Below are 17,674 nucleotides of genomic sequence, written 5' to 3'. Positions count from 1 at the left end.
TCACCGCCGTCGATCAGGCTGCGCGCGCAATCCAGCAAAGTGGCACTGGCCGGTCGCGGCCGCCAGCCCAGGCGCTGCTGCGCCTTCAGCGATGAATGCAGGTGGCGCTTGCCCAGCCGCGGCACCATCGCCCGCAGCGGCGGCTGGAACCGCGCAACCAGCCGGAACACCCAATCCGGCATCCGGCGCGTGGGCGCTTTCGACCCCGGCAGCGCCGAGCTGGCTGCGGAACAGCGTGGCCATCTCGTGCATCCACACAAATTCGCCGTTGGCCAGGAAGCGCTCGTTGGCCGCATTCGGTGCGGTCATTGCACGGATGTGCAGGTCGGCCAGATCACGCACGTCCACCACCTCGAAACCCAACCGCGGCGTGGCCGGCAACGTGCCCTGCAGCAGCTGCTGGATGACCTGCACCGAGCCCAGGCTGTCGTGGCTGAGCAGTGGCCCGAACACCGCCCCCGGCAACACCGTGGCCAGGCTCATTGAACCGCCCTGGCGACCGATGAAATCCCAGGCCGCTTGCTCGGCCAGGCGCTTTGACTGGCGATAGGCATCCACCGCCGGTTCCTGCGGGTCGAACCAGACGCTTTCATCGCTGAGGCTGTCGGCCGACTGCAGCGGCGGCGTGGCGGTGGTGGCTGCCGAGGTCATCACCACCCGCTTGACCTTTGCCTCGACCGCTGCCTGCAGTACCCGCAACGTGCCGTCGCGGGCCGGCACCGCCAGCGTGGCCGGGTCGGCCGGGTTGCCGATACCCAGCGGCGAGGCCACGTGCAGTACGTAGTCCACCCCCTGCAGCGCCGCCTGCCAGCCTGCATCGGCGGTCAGGTCGGCCTGCACCACGCTGAGCCGATCGCCGGCATCGACTGCGGCGGCCACCGCCGCGCGCAACGCAGCCTCCCGGGACAGGCTGCGCAGCGTGGTCCGCACCCGGTAGCCGCGACGCAGCAGTTCAACAATGCACCAGCTGGCAACGAAACCATTGCCACCAGTGACCAGCACGATCTCATTCATGGGCAGAGCACTCATCGGAGGGAGGGCCGGCGCGATGCCGGTCAAACGGGGAATACTTATGTCTACAGCCGTAGACTACACGCGGGTGATAGACTTGTCTACACCCGTATACCTAATCCTGGGCCACCGCCATGACCGACCCTGCCGCGCCCCGGCGCCGCAATGCCGCCGCCACCCGCCAGGCCATCCTGGCCTCGGCCCATACCGCCTTCGCACATTCCGGCTACGACGGCGCCGGGGTGCGCGAGATCGCCGCCGGTGCGGGCGTCACCGCGATGCTGGTCAACCGCTACTTCGGGTCCAAGGAAAAGCTGTTTGCCGAAGTGATCGCCGGCGCGATGGCCACCCCCACCCTGCTGACGACGGCCACCCTCCAATCGCCCACCCTGGGCCACGACATCGCCGCCGGCCTGGTTGCCATCACCCAGCGCGGGCAGACCCCGCTGGACGGTTTCCAGATGATGCTGCGTTCGGCGTCGAGCCAGCGTGCGGCCGAGATCGCCAGCGAGCAGATCCACGCCCACTACCAGGCCGACCTGGCCACTGCACTGAGCGGACCTCACGCCGACCAGCGCGCTGCGCTGGTCCTGGCATTTGTCGCCGGCTTCCAGGTCATGCGCCAGATGATCGCCCTGCCCGCGTTGGCCGATGCCGAACCAGCACTGCTGGTCTCCCTGCTCGGCCCGATGTTGCAGGCGCTGGTGGACGCCCCCGGCCACGCTTGAGCACTGCCCATCGGCCCGGCTCACCGGACCGGCGCCACGGTCGACCAGCGCCCGCGCAGCCACTGCTCGGCACGCGCGACCTGGTCGAACACCACCGGCACCACCAGCAAGCTCAGCAGAGTGGAGCTGCTCAGCCCGCCGATCACCGCCAGCGCCATCGGCTGGCGGAAGCTCGCATCGGCACCGAAGCCCGCCGCGATCGGCAGCATGCCGGCGATCATCGCGATGGAGGTCATCAGGATCGGGCGCACACGGGCGCGGCAGGCCTCCACCAATGCCTCGCCCCGACCGACGCCACCGTTGATCGCGCTCGCGGCGTGCTCCACCAGCAGGATCGAGTTCTTGCTGACGATGCCCATCAGCATGACCAGCCCGATCATCGACGGCACATCCAGTTCCGCCCGTGCCAGCAGCAGCGCCAATAGCGCACCGCCCAGCGACAGTGGAATGGCCGAGAGGATCGTCAACGGCTGGAACACGTCCTTGAACAGCACCATCAGCACACCGAACACGCACACCAACGCCATCAACGCCGCCCAGCCGAACGAGGCCGCCAGTTCACCGGCCCATTCGGCATCCCCCGAGCGCAGCAGTGCCACCGACGAGGGCAAGCCCTGCACCACCGGTAGCGCCAGCACCGCCGCCATCGCGGTGCCCAGTGGTACCCCGCCAAGGTCGGCGCTCAGGGTGACCTGACGGTTGCGCTGGAAGCGCTCGATCTGCGCCGGGCCGCTGCCCATGTCGATCGCAGCAATGCTGGACAGGCGCACCAGCCCATCGCGGCCGGGCACCTGCAACCCCGCGATGGCTTCCACATCGCGCAGGTAGGCCGGGGCCAGCTGGACGCGGACGTTGAGCTGGCGGCTGCCGAGATCGAGCTTGGGCAGCGCCGCGTCGAAGTCGCCGCGCGTGGCGATGCGCACTGTTTCGCCCACGGCCGCCGCGCTGACCCCGCGCTCGGCGGCCAATGCAGGGTACGGATGCACCACCAGTTCGGGCCGTTCCAGCATTGCGCTGGAGCGGATGCTGCTCAAGCCATCGACATCGCGCAACTGACGCGCCAGTGCCTGCGCGGCGGCCTGCAGTGCAGGCGCGTTGTCGCTGGCCAGGATCAGTTCCAGGCGCTCGCCCAGCCCACCGGCGCCCACCGCGATGCGCACACCCGGCAATGCCGCCAGCGCCGTGCGCACCTGTGCTTCGATGCGCGCCTGCGCCGGGCGCTGGCCGCGCGGTGCCAGGATCAGGGTCAGACTGGCCCGGCGGGGGTCTCCCAGCGCGCCGCCGTCGGCGCTGGCCGGGCTGATGCCGGCAGCAACGAATACCGCAGCGATGCCATCAATGCCGGACAACAGCCTGCGCGCGTGCTCCGCACTGGCCGCGGTCTGCTGCAGCGAGACGCCCGGTGGCAGCTCCAACTGCACCGAGCTGAAGCCGCGATCGGCGGCAGGCACCAGACCGGTTGGCAACAGCGGCAGCAGCGCCATCGAACCGGCGAAGAACAGCGCTGCTGCCAGCAACGTGCGCCACGGATGCGCCAGGCAGCGGCGCACCGCGCCCAGATAGCGGGCCATCACCCGCCCATCAACGCGGGCGGCCGGGTGCACGGCGCCACGTAGCAGCCAGGCCGCCAGTACCGGGGTGAGCAGCCGCGCCACCAGCAACGAGGACAGCACGGCGATCACCGTGGTCCAGCCGAACTGGCGGAAGAACAGGCCGGCCGCGCCGGGCATCAGGGCGGTGGGCAGGAACACCACCACCAGCGTCAGCGTGGTGGCCAGCACGGCGACCGCAATCTCACTGACGGCGTCTTCGGTCGCCTGCCGGATCGGTTTTCCGGCGCTGCGGTGGCGCTGGATGTTTTCCACTTCCACGATCGCATCGTCGACCAGGATGCCCACGATCACCGCCAATGCCAGCAGGGTCAGCGTATTGAGCGAATAGCCCAGCCACTGCATGCCGATGAAGGTGGGCAGGATCGACAGCGGCAATGCCGTGGCTGCCACCAGGGTGGCGCGCCAGTCGCGCAGGAACCAGCCCACGACCAACGTTGCCAGCAGCGCACCCTCCCACAGCATCTGCATGGAGCCGCGATACTGCTCATGGGTGTAGTCCACCCGGTTCAGCACGCGGGTAATGTGCAGGCCCGGATGCGCCTGCTGCAGGGCCAGCACGGCGCGCTCTACGCCCTCGGCGATCTCCAACTGGTCGTGGTTGCGCGCCCGATACACCTCGAAACCGATCACCGGCGTGCCGTCCAGCAAGGCCACCTGGCTGCGTTCGGCATGGCCATCGCGCACCTGCGCAACCTGGTCCAGCCGCAGCCGGCGACCGTCAGCCAGGACGATCGGCCAGGCGGCCAGAGCGTCGGCATGCTCGACAGTGGCCACCGTACGCACCGATTGCTGTCCGTCGCCCACATGCAGGCGCCCGCCCGAGGATTGCTGCTGGTTGGCACGCAGTGCGCGCGACACCTCGCTGGCGGTGACCTGCAGCGAGGCCATCCGCGCCGGATCCAGGTCGACCTGCACTTCGCGTTCCACCCCGCCCACGCGGCCCACGCGCGCTACGCCAGGCACCTTGAGCAGGCTGCGCCCCACGCTGTCGTCTATCCACCAGGACAACGCTGCCTCGTCCATCGCATCGGCGCGCACCGCATAGGTCAGCACCGGGCTGACCGCGACATTGACCGCGCTCACGCTGGGGGGCAGAACATCGGCGGGCAGGTCCGCGCGGACCCGATCGACTGCATCCTTGGTTTCGATCAGGGCGTCGGACAATGGCTTGCCCAGTTCGAACTCGACACGGACCCGCACCAGCCCGTCGCTGATCGAGGTACGCAGGTATTTCAGGCCCGCCAGGCTGGCCAGTGAATCCTCGATCCGCCGCGCGACCTCACCTTCCAGCTGCGCCGGCACCGCGCCCGGCTGGGCCACTGCCACCTGCACGGTCGGCAGCTCGATATCCGGGTAATCCTGCACCGGCAGCAACTGGAAACTGCGCAGCCCGCCCAGTACCAGCAGCACAAACAGCAGCACCACCGGAATGGGATTGCGCAGCGACCACGTTGCCAGGTTCACGGACCAGCCCCCGGCGCGGCCGCGGCCACCACCTGCACGCGGTCACCGTCTGCCAGAAATCCAGCCCCCTGCACCACTACCGCATCGCCCGCCGACAGCCCCTCCAGCACCTCGACCAGGCCCGCTTGCCGCCGGCCCGCCCGCACAAGCCGCTGCATCACCGTCGCCGACGCCGCACTGCCACCGACGACGAACGCCAGCTCGCGACCGTCACGGATTACTACCGCCGCGGCCGGCACCACCAGTGCCGAGCGCTCGCCCAGGGTGATCTGTCCATTGGCATACATCCCGGCGCGGGCACCGCCATCGGCGGGCAGGTCAACCTGCACCAGTGCCTGTCGCTGGCCAGGGTCCAGCACCGGGGCCACCTGCCGCACGCTGCCGATGCTGAACGCGCCATCGGGCAACGCGATCCGTACCGGCTGTCCGGGCCGCACCTGGCTGCTGCGTTCGGCGCTGAGTTCGCCACGCCATTCCAGGCGCGACTGCAGGATCTGCCGGAACAGCTCCTGGCCATTGTTGGCGACCATGCCCACGCTGGCCTGGCGCGCGGAAATCAGGCCGTCATCGGGCGCGCGCACCCGCGTGTAGGCCAGCTCCAGCTGGTTGGCCTGCACCTGCGCCTCGGCCACTGCCACCTCGGCCGCTGCGACCCGTGCGCGGGTCACGCTGGCCAGAATGTCCTGTTCACTGATCGCCCCGCTGCTGCGCTGACGCAACGCCCGGTCGCGGTTGAGCGCTGCCTGCTCGGCGTCGGCCTGGGCGCGTTGCCGCATCGCCAGCAGTTCGGCGCGGCGCGCGCGCAGCGGGCGGTCGTCGAAGGTGGCCAGCACCTGGCCACGGCGCACGCGGTCGCCGATCTGTGCCGGTACGGTCTCCAGCCGCAGTCCGTTGGACGTCGCGCCGATCACCGCTTCGTGCCATGCGAACACCGCGCCCGAGGCATCGAGCGTATCGGCCCAGCGCATCAGCCGGGGCTTGGCGACGCTGACGCTCAACGCCGCCCGCGTCCGCAGCCCACCCGCCTCCGCGGCTGGGGCCGGAGCCGGACGCATCAACACGATCAGCCCCACCCCCACCGTGCCCAGTGCGGCCACCGCCAACCAGTGGCGACGCGAGCGTCGCCAACGCTGTCGCCAACGTGTCCAGATGCTGTCCATCGTGCTGATCATCCTGGTAAACAAGGGGCGCCTGCCCGGTCGATGCAGACTCGCAGGCGTGCATTAAGAACTTCTTGGCGGTGCACTCAGTTGGCGCCGTCGGCAGGAAAGCACACGCGCACGCAGAACCCGGGATGGCCAAATCCGGGCCCGGTGTCGATCCTGGCGCCGTAGCCCGCACAGATCCGGGCCACCAGCGACAGGCCGATGCCACTGCCGCGGGCCGCCGGCCGCCCGCTGGCGCGGTGGAAACGCTGGAAGATCGCCTGGTGCTCATTGTCAGGCACACCCGGGCCGTTGTCGGACACGCTCACGTAGACCGGGCCGTTCGTATCGAGCGTTCCGCAGGCGACTCGTACCGCGCCGCCAGCAGGGGTGTAGCGCAGCGCGTTGTCGAGCAGATTGCGTACCAGGATGCCCAGCTCGTCCACGTCGCAGTACAGCAGGCACGGCGCCAGTGCGCTGCTCAGCAGGCGCCCGCTGCGCACCGCGCCCACCTCGAATTCATGCACGACATGCCCGACGATTTCATCCAGGTCGTGCCATCCGCGCTCGGGGGCATGCTGCCCAACCTCCAGCCGGGCCAGGTCGAGCAACTGCTCGGACAGACGCCCACTGCGTTTGACCCCCACCAGCAGGGTCTGCAGCGCCCGTGCCCGTTCGCCGTCGCTGCGTGCGCGCATCGCCACCTCCAGCTGCGCCTGCAGCGCCGCCAGCGGCGTACGCAGCTCGTGCGCGGCATCGCTGATGAACTGCCGCTCGGCCTGGATGGCCGCATCCAGCTGCACCAGCATCGCGTTGAACGCATCCACCAGCGGCAACAGTTCCTGCGGCAGCGTGTCGGTCGGCAAGGGGGTCAGGTCGAACCGCGGGCGCTGCCGGGTACCCTGCTCGAAGGCCGCGATCGGGCGCAGCGCGGCGCGCAGTGCCAACCACATCACGCCACCGGCAAGGCCCATGCCCAGTGCGGCCAGCGTCACCGCCTTGGCCGAGTGCTTCTGGAAATCAGCGTTGATCAGCGCCCGTGCATTGCCTACCTGCACCTGGTAACGGCCGCTGCGGTCGCTGACGCTGAACACCCGCCACGGCCGCCCCTGCACCTGCACGTTGGACAAGCCCGCGCCGAAGGTAGGCTGCAATGCCTGCGCCGGGGCGCCGGGGGTACTGGCCAGCAGTACCCGGTGATCCTGCCAGACCTGGAAGGTCAATCCATCAGCGGCATCCAGGCTGTCCGTGCGGGCCTGCAGCCGCGGCGTCGACAGCGGCCGGGTGCCGATGTCGGCCGGCAGCAGCTGCAGCGTGCGCACCCCCATCGACTGCAGCTTCTCGTCCCAGTTGCTGGTCTGCCGGGCCTGGGTGAACAACAGCAGGGTGGCCAGCGCCACCACCCAGGCCAGCAGGACCCACACCAGCAACGCGCGCAGCATGCGGCCCTGCAGTGAACGGTGCTTCATCGTACCGCTCCCAGCCGGTAGCCGTGCCCATGCACGGTCGCCACGATCGCCTCGCCCAGCTTGCGGCGCAGCTGGTGCACGAACACCGCGATGGTGTTGCTCTCCACGTGCAGATCATTGCCATATACCGCCCGCTCCAGCGCATCGCGGGTGAGTACGCTGCCGGGCCGCTCCATCAACGCCAGCAGCGTGCGGTACTCATGCACGCTGAGCAGTACCTCGTGGCCGCCGCGGGTCACGGTCCGGGCGCGCGGGTCCAGTACCACCTCGCCGCAGGCCAGCTCAGGGGTCAAGGCACCCTTGCTGCGCCGGACCAGTGCACGCACCCGTGCCAACAACTCGTCCAGATCGAACGGCTTGACCAGATAGTCGTCGGCCCCCTCGTCCAGGCCGCGGATGCGATCACTCAGCTGGGCCCGCGCGGTGATCATCAACACCGGCGTTGCATCGTAGCGGCTGCGCAGCCAGCGCAGCAGCGACAACCCGGACTGATCGGGCAGGCCAATGTCGAGCAGCAGCACCGACCAGGCCGATTCCTGCAGCAGCGCTCGTGCCGCCGCGGCGCTGCCCGCTGTCTCGATGCGCCAGCCCTGCTGGGCAACACAGGCGCAGATCGCCTCGGCCAGCAGCGGGTCGTCTTCGACCAGCAGCAGCTGCGGTGGGCAAGCCTCGGCGAGGTTCACTGGGTCAGCCTCCAGATCAGAACAGGTGCAGATAACCGACGAACATCGTCGCTACCCGCGATCCATCGACGATCGGGCTGTCGGCCACGGCCGAGGCCAGGCGGGTCGCCGCGACATCCACGAACACCCGGTCGGAAAAGGTCAGCCGGTAGTCGGCGCGAATGCCGACCCGTGGCTGCAGCACGGCACCCGGCGAATAGGCGTCGCGGCCGACATGCGCTTCATCGCCGCGCACCCCGTAGTAGTACTCGGCATAACGGCCGTTCAACCACACCAGTTCCACCCGCGGGGTGATCGTCAGATCGCCCAGCCCGGTCGGGTAATGCAGGCCCAGCGTGCCGCGCTGGCCGTGGCTGGACGCGGACAGGTCGCCCAGCCACTCACCGCGCAGTTCTCCCAGCGGCGTGGTCCATTGCGCCGCCCCACCCCACCACAGGCCGCCGCGGCGTCGCGCCATGCCCTCCAGCACTGCCGCATCGGCGGCCTCGTAGCCCATACCAGGCTCGTAACGCAGGCGCAGGCGCGCACTGACATTGGATTCGGGCATCAACTTCAGGTCGATCACCGGGCCACTGATGCTGAAACGACGGCTTTCGTAGGACACCAGCGGCAAGGCGACGGTGGTACGGTCGGCGCCGGCATACGGGCGCTCCAGGCGGGCGACGCTGGCGCCGACGCCGAAGCGGGAGGCCTGCCCGGGCTCGGCGGCGCTGACCATGCCGGACAGTGCCAGGGCGGCCAGGGAGAGGACGACGTGCGGGGAAGGGAACGATCGATCAGACATGCGGGGAATCCTCTGCGGAAGGCCAGCCGGTGGCGCCACCACGATTGATGGCGCTCCGGGTGGATTGTCCGCAGCAGTTTTTAGGAACTGCTTAAGCCGCCGCACCGGCGAACAGGCTCTGCGGCTCGAGGTACTCCTGGATGCCATGCGTGCCGAATTCGCGGCCGATGCCGGACTGCTTGAAACCGCCGATCGGCGCGCCGGCCTCATCAAGCAGGTCGTACACCGCATTGACCATCAGGATGCCCGCCTCGATCCTTGCCGCCACCGCCACGCCACGCGCCACATCGCCCGTGCTTACCCAGCCCTGCAGCCCGTAGGGCGAATCATTGGCGATCGCGATGGCATGGTCGACGTCGTCATACGGGATTACCGACAACACCGGGCCGAAGATCTCTTCGCGGGCGATGCGCATGTCGTTGTGCACATCGAAAAACACCGTGGGTCGGGTGAACCACCCGCCCTCCAGGCCTGGCGGATGGCCCTCGCCGCCCGCCAGCAACTCGGCGCCTTCGTCGATGCCGGCACGGATGTAGGCCTGCACCCGCTGGTACTGCGCCTGGCTCACCGCCGGGCCGATCGCGGTGCGGTCATCGGTGGGCAAGCCGACCGGCCAGGCCGGCAGGTGCCGCAGCAATGCCGCCCGCACCGCATCGCGCTGCGCGCGTGGCACCAGGATGCGCGAACCGGCAATACAGGCCTGTCCGTTGTTCATGAAGCCGGTGCCGAGTGCGAACGGAATCGCCTGCTCAAGGTCGGCATCGTCCAGGATCAGATGCGCCGACTTGCCCCCCAGTTCCAGGGTCAGCCGTTTCATGCTGTCGGCGGCATGACGCATGATGATGCGACCCACTGCGGTGGAACCGGTGAAGGACACCTTGGCCACGTCCGGATGGGTGCACAGTTCGGTGCCGACCCTGTCACCGCGGCCGTTGACCACGTTGACCACGCCTGGTGGCAGCCCGGCCTCGTGCAGGCATTCGGTCAACAAGCGCACCTGCAGCGCACTGAGCTCGCTGGGCTTGATCACCACCGTGCAACCGGCCGCCAGTGCAGGCGCCAGCTTGTTGCAGATCATGAAGATCGCCGAGTTCCAGGGGGTGATCAGGGCCGCCACACCCAGCGGCCGCAGGCTGACACTGGCCTGGCCGATGCGGCGCTGGAACGGCACCTCGAACATCGACTTGCGCATGTTGAGGAACACCTTTGCCGCCCCGGCGATGGAGAACCGATTGTGTCGGGCTACGCCGCCATATTCTTCGGTGCGCTGGGCGATGTGGTGTTCGGCACGTGCCATGATCGCGTCATGGATCGCCTGTAGATGGCCCGCCCGCTGCTCCAGGGTGCTGCGCGCATAGGCGGGAAACGCGCGCCTGGCGGCGGCGATTGCATGCCGGGCATCCACCTCGTCGCCGAGGGTGACCGTACCGATCACGGTGCGGTTGGCCGGATTGACCAGTTCAAGCATGTCGGTGCCGTGCGAGGCGACGAACTGGCCGTCGATGTAGTGTTGGTCGATGGTTTTCAAAAGGGTTCCAGCCTCAGGTCGGGGTGTGCGGCGCAGGTGCGCCACGTTCAAGGTGTCGTTCGCTCAGCTGCCACAGCCGCTGCGCCTGCGCGGGATCCACCGCATAGGGCATCACCCCGCGCAGTGCATTGGCACCGGCCATCTCGACCCGGCCCTGGGCGTCCATGAAACCGGCGATATCCACGTCTTCGCAGTACACCCCGCCCAGGCCGGCCAGCTGCTCGCTCACCGCGCACCAGACCTGGGTGGCCGCGCCCTGGGCCACCGTCTTCATCTGCCGGGACGGATCCAGGATCGGTTCGCCGTTGGCGGTGATGACCCCACCGGCCAGCAGTTCATCGTGGCTGAGGTGCTTTTCCAGGCCGGTTCCGACGATGGTGCCCGGATGCACGGCAAAGGCACCGATGCCGTGGGTGCGCTCGCGCTGGTCCAAGGCGACCGCGAACAGGATGTTGGCGGTCTTGGACTGTCCATACGCCGCCCAGCGCTCATAGGCACGCGCCTGGAAGTCGGGGTCCTCCCACACCACGTCGGAATAGCGGTGGCCACGCGAAGACACCGACACCACCCGCGCGCCCTGCGCGCGGCGCAGCGACGGCAACAACTGGGTGACCAGCTGGAAATGGCCCAGATGGTTGGTGGCCCAATGCGCTTCATGGCCACGTGGGTCGCGGCTGAGCGGGCTGGCCATGATCCCGGCCGAGGTGACCACGATATGCAGCGGCTGCCCGGCGGCATTGAAGCGCTCGCTGAAGGCACCGATGGAATCACTGTCGAGCAGGTCCATCGCAACCACCTCGGCGTTGCCGATGGTGTCCAGACGCGCGCGGGCGCGGGCCAGGTCGCGGGCAGGCACCACCACGCGTGCGCCGCGCGCTGCCAGTACCCGCACCGTCTCCAGGCCGAGCCCGGAGTACCCACCGGTGACGATCGCGGTGCGGCCTGACAGATCGGCGCGGCCCACTACCTCGCTGGCCGTGCTGGCCGCCGTGAAACCGGTGCCCAAGGGGGATTGTGTGGTCATTGCAATGCTCCAGGGATGCCTGCCGCAGTGCCAGCAGGCGAAGAGGTGGGATCGGATCAGCGGGGGGCGGGATCGGTGTCCAGCTGCTGGCGGCGTTGGACCGCGTCGGCGGCATGGCGGCGACCGCCGCGCAGCTGCCACCAGGCCAGCACGCCGAAGCCGGCGTAACTGCAGGCGATGGCCATGCCCAGCCGTTCGGCGCCGAACACGTGTTCGCTGAGCAGGGCGATCACGCTCGGCCCCAGCACCATGCCGATTGCGTTGTAGGACATGATGTAAGCGGCCGAGATGCGGCCGCGCAGCGCTGCTGGCGTCACGATCTGCAGCACCGCACCGGACACCCCGGAGAACGGCTGCAGGAACTGCATGACCGCAAAGGCGATGATCGCCACCAGTGCCGGGCCGCCGAGGCCGAAACCGGCGCCGCCGACCAGCGCCATGACCAGTGCCACGTTGGCGAAGTGCGCCAGATGCGCATCACGCCGGCCCGCGGCGAAGCGGCGGTCCACCCACCAGCCAGCGAAGATCACCCCGGCCGCGCCGATCGGCACCGCCAGCAACGCCAAGGTCAATCCGACACTGCGGACATCCATGCCGTAACCGCGCATCCACCAGGTAGGCACCCACGCCGCGGCGCCGAACACGGCAGCCGCATGCAGGCTGAATCCGGTAAAATGGTGGCCCAGGAAACGCCAGTTGGCGCGCACGAAGCTGCGCACGCGGGTGCTTTCGCCCTGTGCCGGGGCCTGTGCGCCCATACTGCCCAGCGGCTGGCGCGGTGCGGCCGGCACGGCAAACACCAGCAATGCCGCCACCACGCCGGGAACGCCGGCGGCGATGAACACCAGCTGCCAGGGCGCCATCTGGCCCACCAGCGGCAGCGGCGACCCGGCCAGCGACTCGGCACTGGCGATCAGGTAGCCCCCAAGCAGGTACGAGCTGGCCGCACCGATCTGCGCACCGGCCGAGAGCACCCCGATGGCCAGCGCCAGCCGTCGGGGCGGGAAGATCCGCGCCACCATCGTCCAGCCGGCCGGCTGCAGCACCGCCTCGCCCAGACCCACCAGGCAGCGCGCAATCATCAACTCCCAGAACGAGCCAGCCATGCCGCAGGCGATGGTGGCCAACGACCAGCCCGTCACGCCCAGATACAGGGTCCAGCGCGACGAGTAACGGTCCACGATCCAGCCCATCGGCAGGCTGCCGATCAGGAAGAACAGCGCAAATGCCGGCCCCTGCAGCAGGCCCATCTGCAGGTCGCTGACCCCGAGGCTGGCGCGGATCGGGTCGACCATCAACGAGATCGCATTGCGGTCGATGGAGGCCAGGATGGCCAACAGGAGCAGGATGAACACGGTGAGCCAGGCGCGTCCTTCGCCGATCCCGGATGAAGCATCCGGCACCGGGCGGGCGGCGGCATCGCCAGCCCCCGTCATGGCCGCCGCACTGGCGCACGCGCGCACGGGATAAACGGGGGTAGGCGCATCGGTTCACCGCAGGCTGTCCAGTAAGGACGCTAGGCTACGGCGACGCATCCGGACGCTGAATGCTTGTACGTCCGAAATTCTTGCGCGATAGTCCGGATATGCAGAATGATCCACTCTCCGATGTGCTTCGCCTCGCCAATGTCCAGCCAGTGGTCGCCGGTGGCTTCAGTGCCGGCGGCGCGTGGTCGCTGCGCTTCCCGGTACCAGACAAGCTGAAGTTCTTCGCCCTGGTGAAGGGCGGCTGCTGGCTGCTGATCGATGGCGAGCCGTCGCCGGTCCGGGTCAACCAGGGCGATGTGTTTGTGATGTCCTCCGCGCGCGGCTTCGTGCTGTGCAGCGACCCGGCGTTGACCCCGGTCGAGGCGATCCATGTGTTCAGCGGCACCGACACCAAGACCGCCACCCTGGGCGATGGCCAGGACTGCGTGCAGATCGGCGGCCATGTCCGGCTGGATCCGGTCAGTGGGCGGCTGCTGGGCGAGATCCTGCCGCCATTGATCCATATCCATGCGCACGACGCGCAGGCCGAACCGCTGGCCTGGATGCTGGCGCAACTGGTGATCGAACGTACCGAACGCCCGCTGGGCGCGGCGCTGGCCTCTTCGCAGCTGATCCAGTTGATGTTCCTGACCGTGCTGCGGATCTACCTGCAGGCGGACCGGTCGTTGCCGCCGGGCACCTTGCGCGCGATCGGCGATCGGCGCCTGGCACCGGCGCTGCGCTTGATGCACGCCCAGCCCGGGCATGCCTGGCGGTTGGACGACCTTGCAGTGGCTGCGGCGATGTCGCGCACCACCTTCGCGGCGCATTTCAAGCTCACCGCCGGCGTTGCGCCACTGACTTACCTGGCCAGCTGGCGCATGCGCCTGGCCGAAAGCGCCCTGCGCGATGAAGACGTCGGTGTGGCGGTCGTCGCTGCACGGCTGGGGTACACCTCTGAAAGCGCCTTCAGCAACGCATTCAAACGCCACGCCGGTCGTTCACCGCTGCGCTTCCGCGAAGCCAGTCGCGTCCTCAACCATGCCCCGCCCGGCGTCGATGGGTTCGCCTAGCACACGGCATGTACACGGCGTCGGTAAGCTCTCCCGACGGACGTCACTGATCGATTCGGCCTTCGGTATCGGCGCGGACACGGGTGGTGCGGTAGTGCATGCGCCCCTTGCGCCATGTACCCCGGGTCGTCTCGATGTAGCTGCCATCGGCGGTCGATGACTGTTCCCAGCTTTCTGCCAACTGCAGTCTGTCGCCGACATACCGATAAGTCTGCGACGTGTGCGAGCAGCAGCTACCCCGTGCGGCCGAGCTGATCGTGCGTGCAACAGGGTCGATCGCTACCTGGGGCAGATCCGACAGCGCCTGATTGAAGCGAAAAAGGCCACTGCCCGGCTCAAACAGGAAGAAGGTCGCAGTACTGTTGGGACCGGCGCCACCGGACATGCCCGGCAGCTGGATATCCGGCCATCCGTCGAAATTGGCATCCACAAGTTGCAGCAGGTCGACGCCCTCGCCCGCACCTTCTGCCTGGATGTCCCGGAGGATCTGCCGTCGCGTGCCGGTGGCAGCGTCCAGCACCTCCAGCGCGGACAGTGCCCGGTCGTCACCGTCGTCGGCGCCGCGCGCGAACCCCACCCGGAAGCGGAATGCCGGCGTCGATGCGGATTGTTCCACCCAGTCCAGCGGCTCCAACGCGTCACGGGAGATCCAGCCATCCCGGTAGCTGCCATCCGGGCGGAGCTGCTCGATGCGATACCACTCCGCAGTTGCCACGATCACCGCCACGAAGCTGCCTGCCGCCGCATGCTCGCTGCTGTCGCTGGCCATCGGCTGCCGATGCACGGGTACCTCGGACAGAATCGGTAGAACGTCGATGTACGCGCGCGGCTGCTGAAGCATGAAACGGTCGCGGTAATGCACCACGTCATAGCGGTTGATGACCCGCCCGTAGGCCTCCGCTGCACACACATCGGCAATGGCGCAGGCGCCGGCCTCCTCGGCGGTGGGTTTGCGCGTGGGCGCGACCCGCTCAGTGCCGACGTGGCGCTTCAGGTCGGGCCAATGCACTGACACCGAGGTAGCTGTCCAGTCCAGACGTGCTTCATTGCGCTCGGTGCTTATGTTGGTACGACAGAACGGCTGCCGTTCGGAACGCTCGTTCCAGTTGGGAAATGCGTAGGCCGGGCACAGCAGGTTGGGGCTGTTGATGTCGTAGTGGTACGCCGCATCGGTGAGGAACACCAGCTTGTTCATGCCGGTGTGGGCATCGCGCGAGACGAAGGCGTAACGGACCTGGGCGGCGTCGGGCATCGCATGCTCGAAGCGATCGCGCAGCGCCTCTCCCGCTGCCGCAGGTGTCGGCGTCGCAGACAGGTAAGCCTGCGGGTCCAACCGATAGATGCCAGGCTGCATGGGATCGGCCGCGGCGGCCGAGGTGCATACGGCACTCATCGCAACCGCGATCAAGGCCGTTGAGAACAGGCGGCACGGGGCGATGCCCACGGCGTCTTCCGGGTTTGTCAGGGCACTCATGCTGCCGATACTTCCTTGCGTCCAGGTGATGATTGTAGGGATTTGGCATGCCGGGATGCCCAAAACGCGACGACTGACGCCCCAATCGCGCAAGACGGGGCGTCAGCGACGGACTAGTCTTGGCACCTGCCCCGCTGCCGCTCGCCGTGCGCGGCCCGCCCATGACCTTGATGCCGTCCATGACTACAGAAGCCTCCCCCTCCCCTGCGCCCCCCTCCGTCCCCGACATCCCTGCCACCCCGCCCAACCAGGGATTTGCGATCCGCATCGTCGGTGCAGCGGCGTTTGCACATCTGCTCAACGACCTGATCCAGGCCGTGATCCCGGCGGTGTACCCGATGTTCAAGAGCGAGTTCCAGTTGAGCTTCGGTCAGATCGGGGTGATCGCGCTGGTCTACCAGGTCACCGCGTCGCTGCTGCAGCCCTGGGTGGGCCTGTATACCGACAAACGTCCGCTGCCCTACCTGCTGCCGGCAGGCATGTGCTTCACCTTCATCGGCATCGCCATGATGGCGCTGGCAAACAGTTACGAAATGCTGCTGGTGGCGGCCGCCGTCGTCGGCGTTGGCTCGGCCACGTTCCATCCCGAAGCATCGCGGGTAGCGCGGATGGCCTCCGGCGGACGCTTCGGTACCGCCCAGTCCACCTTCCAGGTGGGCGGCAATACCGGCTCGGCGATCGGCCCGCTGCTGGCCGCCGCGGTGGTGATCCCGCACGGGCAGCGTGCCATCGGCTGGTTCATGTTGATCGCCGCAGTGGCGATCTTCGTGCTGTTCCGGCTGACCGGTTGGACCGTGCGCCACGGCCAGGCCAAGATGAAGAGCCTGGCGCGGAACCCGGGCACCGGCCTCAGCCGTGGCAAGGTCGTGCAGGCCGTTGCCGTGATCTCGGTGTTGATGTTCGCAAAGTTCGTTTATATCGCCTCGTTCACCAACTACTTCACCTTCTACCTGATCGAACGCTTCCACCTGAGCGTGCAGCAAAGCCAGATGTACCTCTTCATCTTCCTGGCGTCCATCGCGCTGGGCACCTTCGTCGGCGGCCCGGTCGGTGACCGGATCGGGCGCAAGGCGGTGATCTGGATCTCCTTCCTCGGCGTTGCGCCCTTCGCACTCGCCCTGCCCTACGCCAACCTGATGGGCACGGCGGTGCTGGCGGTCGCGGTCGGGCTGGTGATGTCATCGGCGTTCGCCGCGCTGGTGGTGTATGCACAGGAGGCCGTGCCAGGCCGCGTGGGCATGGTCTCCGGGCTGATGTTCGGCTTGATGTTCGGCATTGGCGGCATCGGGGCGGCCGGGCTGGGCAAGCTGGCCGACGTGCATGGCATCGTGTGGGTCTACCACTTCACCTCGTACCTGCCGCTGTTGGGCTTGGCGACCGCGCTCCTGCCCAGAACGAAGGCGCATTGAGTCCAGCGCGTTACTGGAAGAACCGGCTGGGCAGCTGCCCGAAGCGCTTCTTGAACATCGCGGTGAACGCGCTCGGGCTGGCATAGCCCAGTGACAGCGCCACGTCGATGATCTTGTCGCCATGGGCCAGGCGCTCCAACGCGCGCAGCAGCCGCGCCTGCTGCCGCCATTGACCGAAGGTCATGCCCAGTTCGCGGGCGCACAGGCGCTGGATGGTCTTGGCATCCACCTTGAGGCGCACGGCCCAGTCCTGCAGGGTGGACGGGTCATCCGGCCGGGCTTCCAGCCTGCGCGCAATGGTCCGCAGCCGCGGATCAAGCGGCTGCGGAAGATGCAGCGGCAGCACCGGCAGGGTCTGCAGTTCATCGAGGATGAGCTGCATCAACCGGCCATCGCGTGAGTCCTGCAGATAGGGTTGCTGGACATCGACGGCCGCACGGATCAGCGCCGCCAGCAACGGCGTGACCGATACCGTGGAGGCGGCAGGCGGTGGCTGCGCGATCGCCACCGGCAGGATGTACAGGCTGCGCATGCCGACCGCCCCGATGCAGCTGACCTTGTGCCCCATGCCGGCGGGCATCCAGATGGCCCGCGTACTGGGGACGACCCAGCGGCCCGGCCCGGCCTGTACCACCAACACCCCGGTTTCAGCGTAGACCAGCTGATGGCGGTCGGGGTGGTGATGCAGCGGAATCACTGTACCCGGCGCGTAATCGCGTGCCCGGCACACCACCGGCGTGTCCGGCCCGAACGGCAGGCGTCGGCCTGCACCGTCGGTGGGAATAAAGTCCTTTTTCAAGGCA

Annotated in this window: 14 protein-coding genes; 3 read left to right on the top strand and 11 right to left on the bottom strand. The window is 68.2% G+C overall.

The features are described from left to right. The gene (locus AC3IR9_RS09960) at positions 1-1,014 is read right to left on the bottom strand and encodes an NAD-dependent epimerase/dehydratase family protein (RefSeq protein ID WP_489295566.1); all 1,014 of its coding nucleotides are present in this window, start codon (positions 1,012-1,014) and stop codon (positions 1-3) included. A gap of 131 nt (positions 1,015-1,145) precedes the next feature. On the opposite strand from AC3IR9_RS09960, the gene AC3IR9_RS09955 reads away from it, so the two are divergent. Next, the gene (locus AC3IR9_RS09955; RefSeq protein WP_489295565.1) at positions 1,146-1,739 is read left to right on the top strand and encodes a TetR/AcrR family transcriptional regulator; all 594 of its coding nucleotides are present in this window, start codon (positions 1,146-1,148) and stop codon (positions 1,737-1,739) included. A 20-nt stretch (positions 1,740-1,759) separates the two neighbouring features. Here AC3IR9_RS09955 and AC3IR9_RS09950 read toward each other — a convergent pair whose 3' ends face one another. From AC3IR9_RS09950 to AC3IR9_RS09915, 8 genes are all read right to left on the bottom strand, one after another. Next, positions 1,760-4,816, bottom strand: coding sequence for an efflux RND transporter permease subunit (locus tag AC3IR9_RS09950; protein WP_489295564.1), 3,057 nt, complete (start codon positions 4,814-4,816; stop codon positions 1,760-1,762). Continuing rightward, positions 4,813-5,976 (bottom strand): efflux RND transporter periplasmic adaptor subunit, encoded by a 1,164-nt coding sequence (locus AC3IR9_RS09945; RefSeq protein WP_489295563.1) that lies wholly within the window; start codon positions 5,974-5,976, stop codon positions 4,813-4,815. Before AC3IR9_RS09945 ends, AC3IR9_RS09950 begins: the two co-directional genes overlap by 4 nt. 86 nt (positions 5,977-6,062) lie before the next feature. Continuing rightward, a complete protein-coding gene (locus AC3IR9_RS09940; protein WP_489295562.1) occupies positions 6,063-7,430 on the bottom strand; it encodes a HAMP domain-containing sensor histidine kinase in 1,368 nt (455 codons plus the stop codon). Beyond that, the gene (locus tag AC3IR9_RS09935; RefSeq protein ID WP_489295561.1) at positions 7,427-8,113 is read right to left on the bottom strand and encodes a response regulator transcription factor; all 687 of its coding nucleotides are present in this window, start codon (positions 8,111-8,113) and stop codon (positions 7,427-7,429) included. Before AC3IR9_RS09935 ends, AC3IR9_RS09940 begins: the two co-directional genes overlap by 4 nt. Before the next feature lie 16 nt (positions 8,114-8,129). Further along, on the bottom strand, positions 8,130-8,897 hold the full coding sequence (locus AC3IR9_RS09930; protein WP_489295560.1) for a MipA/OmpV family protein: 768 nt from the start codon (positions 8,895-8,897) through the stop codon (positions 8,130-8,132). Between the two features lie 91 nt (positions 8,898-8,988). Continuing rightward, a complete protein-coding gene (locus AC3IR9_RS09925; RefSeq protein WP_489295559.1) occupies positions 8,989-10,425 on the bottom strand; it encodes an aldehyde dehydrogenase family protein in 1,437 nt (478 codons plus the stop codon). Positions 10,426-10,438: 13 nt separating this feature from the next. Further along, positions 10,439-11,449: an SDR family NAD(P)-dependent oxidoreductase gene (locus tag AC3IR9_RS09920; RefSeq protein ID WP_489295558.1), complete on the bottom strand. Its 1,011-nt coding sequence runs from the start codon at positions 11,447-11,449 to the stop codon at positions 10,439-10,441. A 56-nt stretch (positions 11,450-11,505) separates the two neighbouring features. Beyond that, positions 11,506-12,885: an MFS transporter gene (locus AC3IR9_RS09915; RefSeq protein WP_489295557.1), complete on the bottom strand. Its 1,380-nt coding sequence runs from the start codon at positions 12,883-12,885 to the stop codon at positions 11,506-11,508. A gap of 149 nt (positions 12,886-13,034) precedes the next feature. On the opposite strand from AC3IR9_RS09915, the gene AC3IR9_RS09910 reads away from it, so the two are divergent. Then, the gene (locus AC3IR9_RS09910) at positions 13,035-13,988 is read left to right on the top strand and encodes an AraC family transcriptional regulator (RefSeq protein ID WP_489295556.1); all 954 of its coding nucleotides are present in this window, start codon (positions 13,035-13,037) and stop codon (positions 13,986-13,988) included. A 43-nt stretch (positions 13,989-14,031) separates the two neighbouring features. On the opposite strand, the gene AC3IR9_RS09905 is transcribed toward AC3IR9_RS09910, so the two are convergent. Beyond that, a complete protein-coding gene (locus AC3IR9_RS09905; protein ID WP_489295555.1) occupies positions 14,032-15,462 on the bottom strand; it encodes an XAC2610-related protein in 1,431 nt (476 codons plus the stop codon). A gap of 179 nt (positions 15,463-15,641) precedes the next feature. Here AC3IR9_RS09905 and AC3IR9_RS09900 point away from each other — a divergent pair, with 179 nt between their 5' ends. Next, on the top strand, positions 15,642-16,871 hold the full coding sequence (locus tag AC3IR9_RS09900; protein WP_489295554.1) for an MFS transporter: 1,230 nt from the start codon (positions 15,642-15,644) through the stop codon (positions 16,869-16,871). Positions 16,872-16,881: 10 nt separating this feature from the next. Here AC3IR9_RS09900 and AC3IR9_RS09895 read toward each other — a convergent pair whose 3' ends face one another. Continuing rightward, positions 16,882-17,670: an AraC family transcriptional regulator gene (locus AC3IR9_RS09895; RefSeq protein WP_489295553.1), complete on the bottom strand. Its 789-nt coding sequence runs from the start codon at positions 17,668-17,670 to the stop codon at positions 16,882-16,884. Between the last annotated feature and the right edge of the window lie 4 nt (positions 17,671-17,674).

It is taken from the genome of Stenotrophomonas sp. GL_101 (assembly GCF_057835675.1).
This window is presented reverse-complemented; position numbering and strand designations above follow the sequence as displayed.

Bases quoted from the DNA above. Each gene is read 5' to 3' on its own strand.
- AC3IR9_RS09900 (WP_489295554.1), top strand. From the start codon at position 15,642: ATGACTACAGAAGCCTCCCCCTCCCCTGCGCCCCCCTCCGTCCCCGAC.
- AC3IR9_RS09910 (WP_489295556.1), top strand. From the start codon at position 13,035: ATGCAGAATGATCCACTCTCCGATGTGCTTCGCCTCGCCAATGTCCAG.
- AC3IR9_RS09930 (WP_489295560.1), bottom strand. From the start codon at position 8,897: ATGTCTGATCGATCGTTCCCTTCCCCGCACGTCGTCCTCTCCCTGGCC.
- AC3IR9_RS09905 (WP_489295555.1), bottom strand. From the start codon at position 15,462: ATGAGTGCCCTGACAAACCCGGAAGACGCCGTGGGCATCGCCCCGTGC.
- AC3IR9_RS09940 (WP_489295562.1), bottom strand. From the start codon at position 7,430: ATGAAGCACCGTTCACTGCAGGGCCGCATGCTGCGCGCGTTGCTGGTG.
- AC3IR9_RS09955 (WP_489295565.1), top strand. From the start codon at position 1,146: ATGACCGACCCTGCCGCGCCCCGGCGCCGCAATGCCGCCGCCACCCGC.
- AC3IR9_RS09960 (WP_489295566.1), bottom strand. From the start codon at position 1,014: ATGAATGAGATCGTGCTGGTCACTGGTGGCAATGGTTTCGTTGCCAGC.
- AC3IR9_RS09915 (WP_489295557.1), bottom strand. From the start codon at position 12,885: ATGACGGGGGCTGGCGATGCCGCCGCCCGCCCGGTGCCGGATGCTTCA.
- AC3IR9_RS09920 (WP_489295558.1), bottom strand. From the start codon at position 11,449: ATGACCACACAATCCCCCTTGGGCACCGGTTTCACGGCGGCCAGCACG.
- AC3IR9_RS09945 (WP_489295563.1), bottom strand. From the start codon at position 5,976: ATGGACAGCATCTGGACACGTTGGCGACAGCGTTGGCGACGCTCGCGT.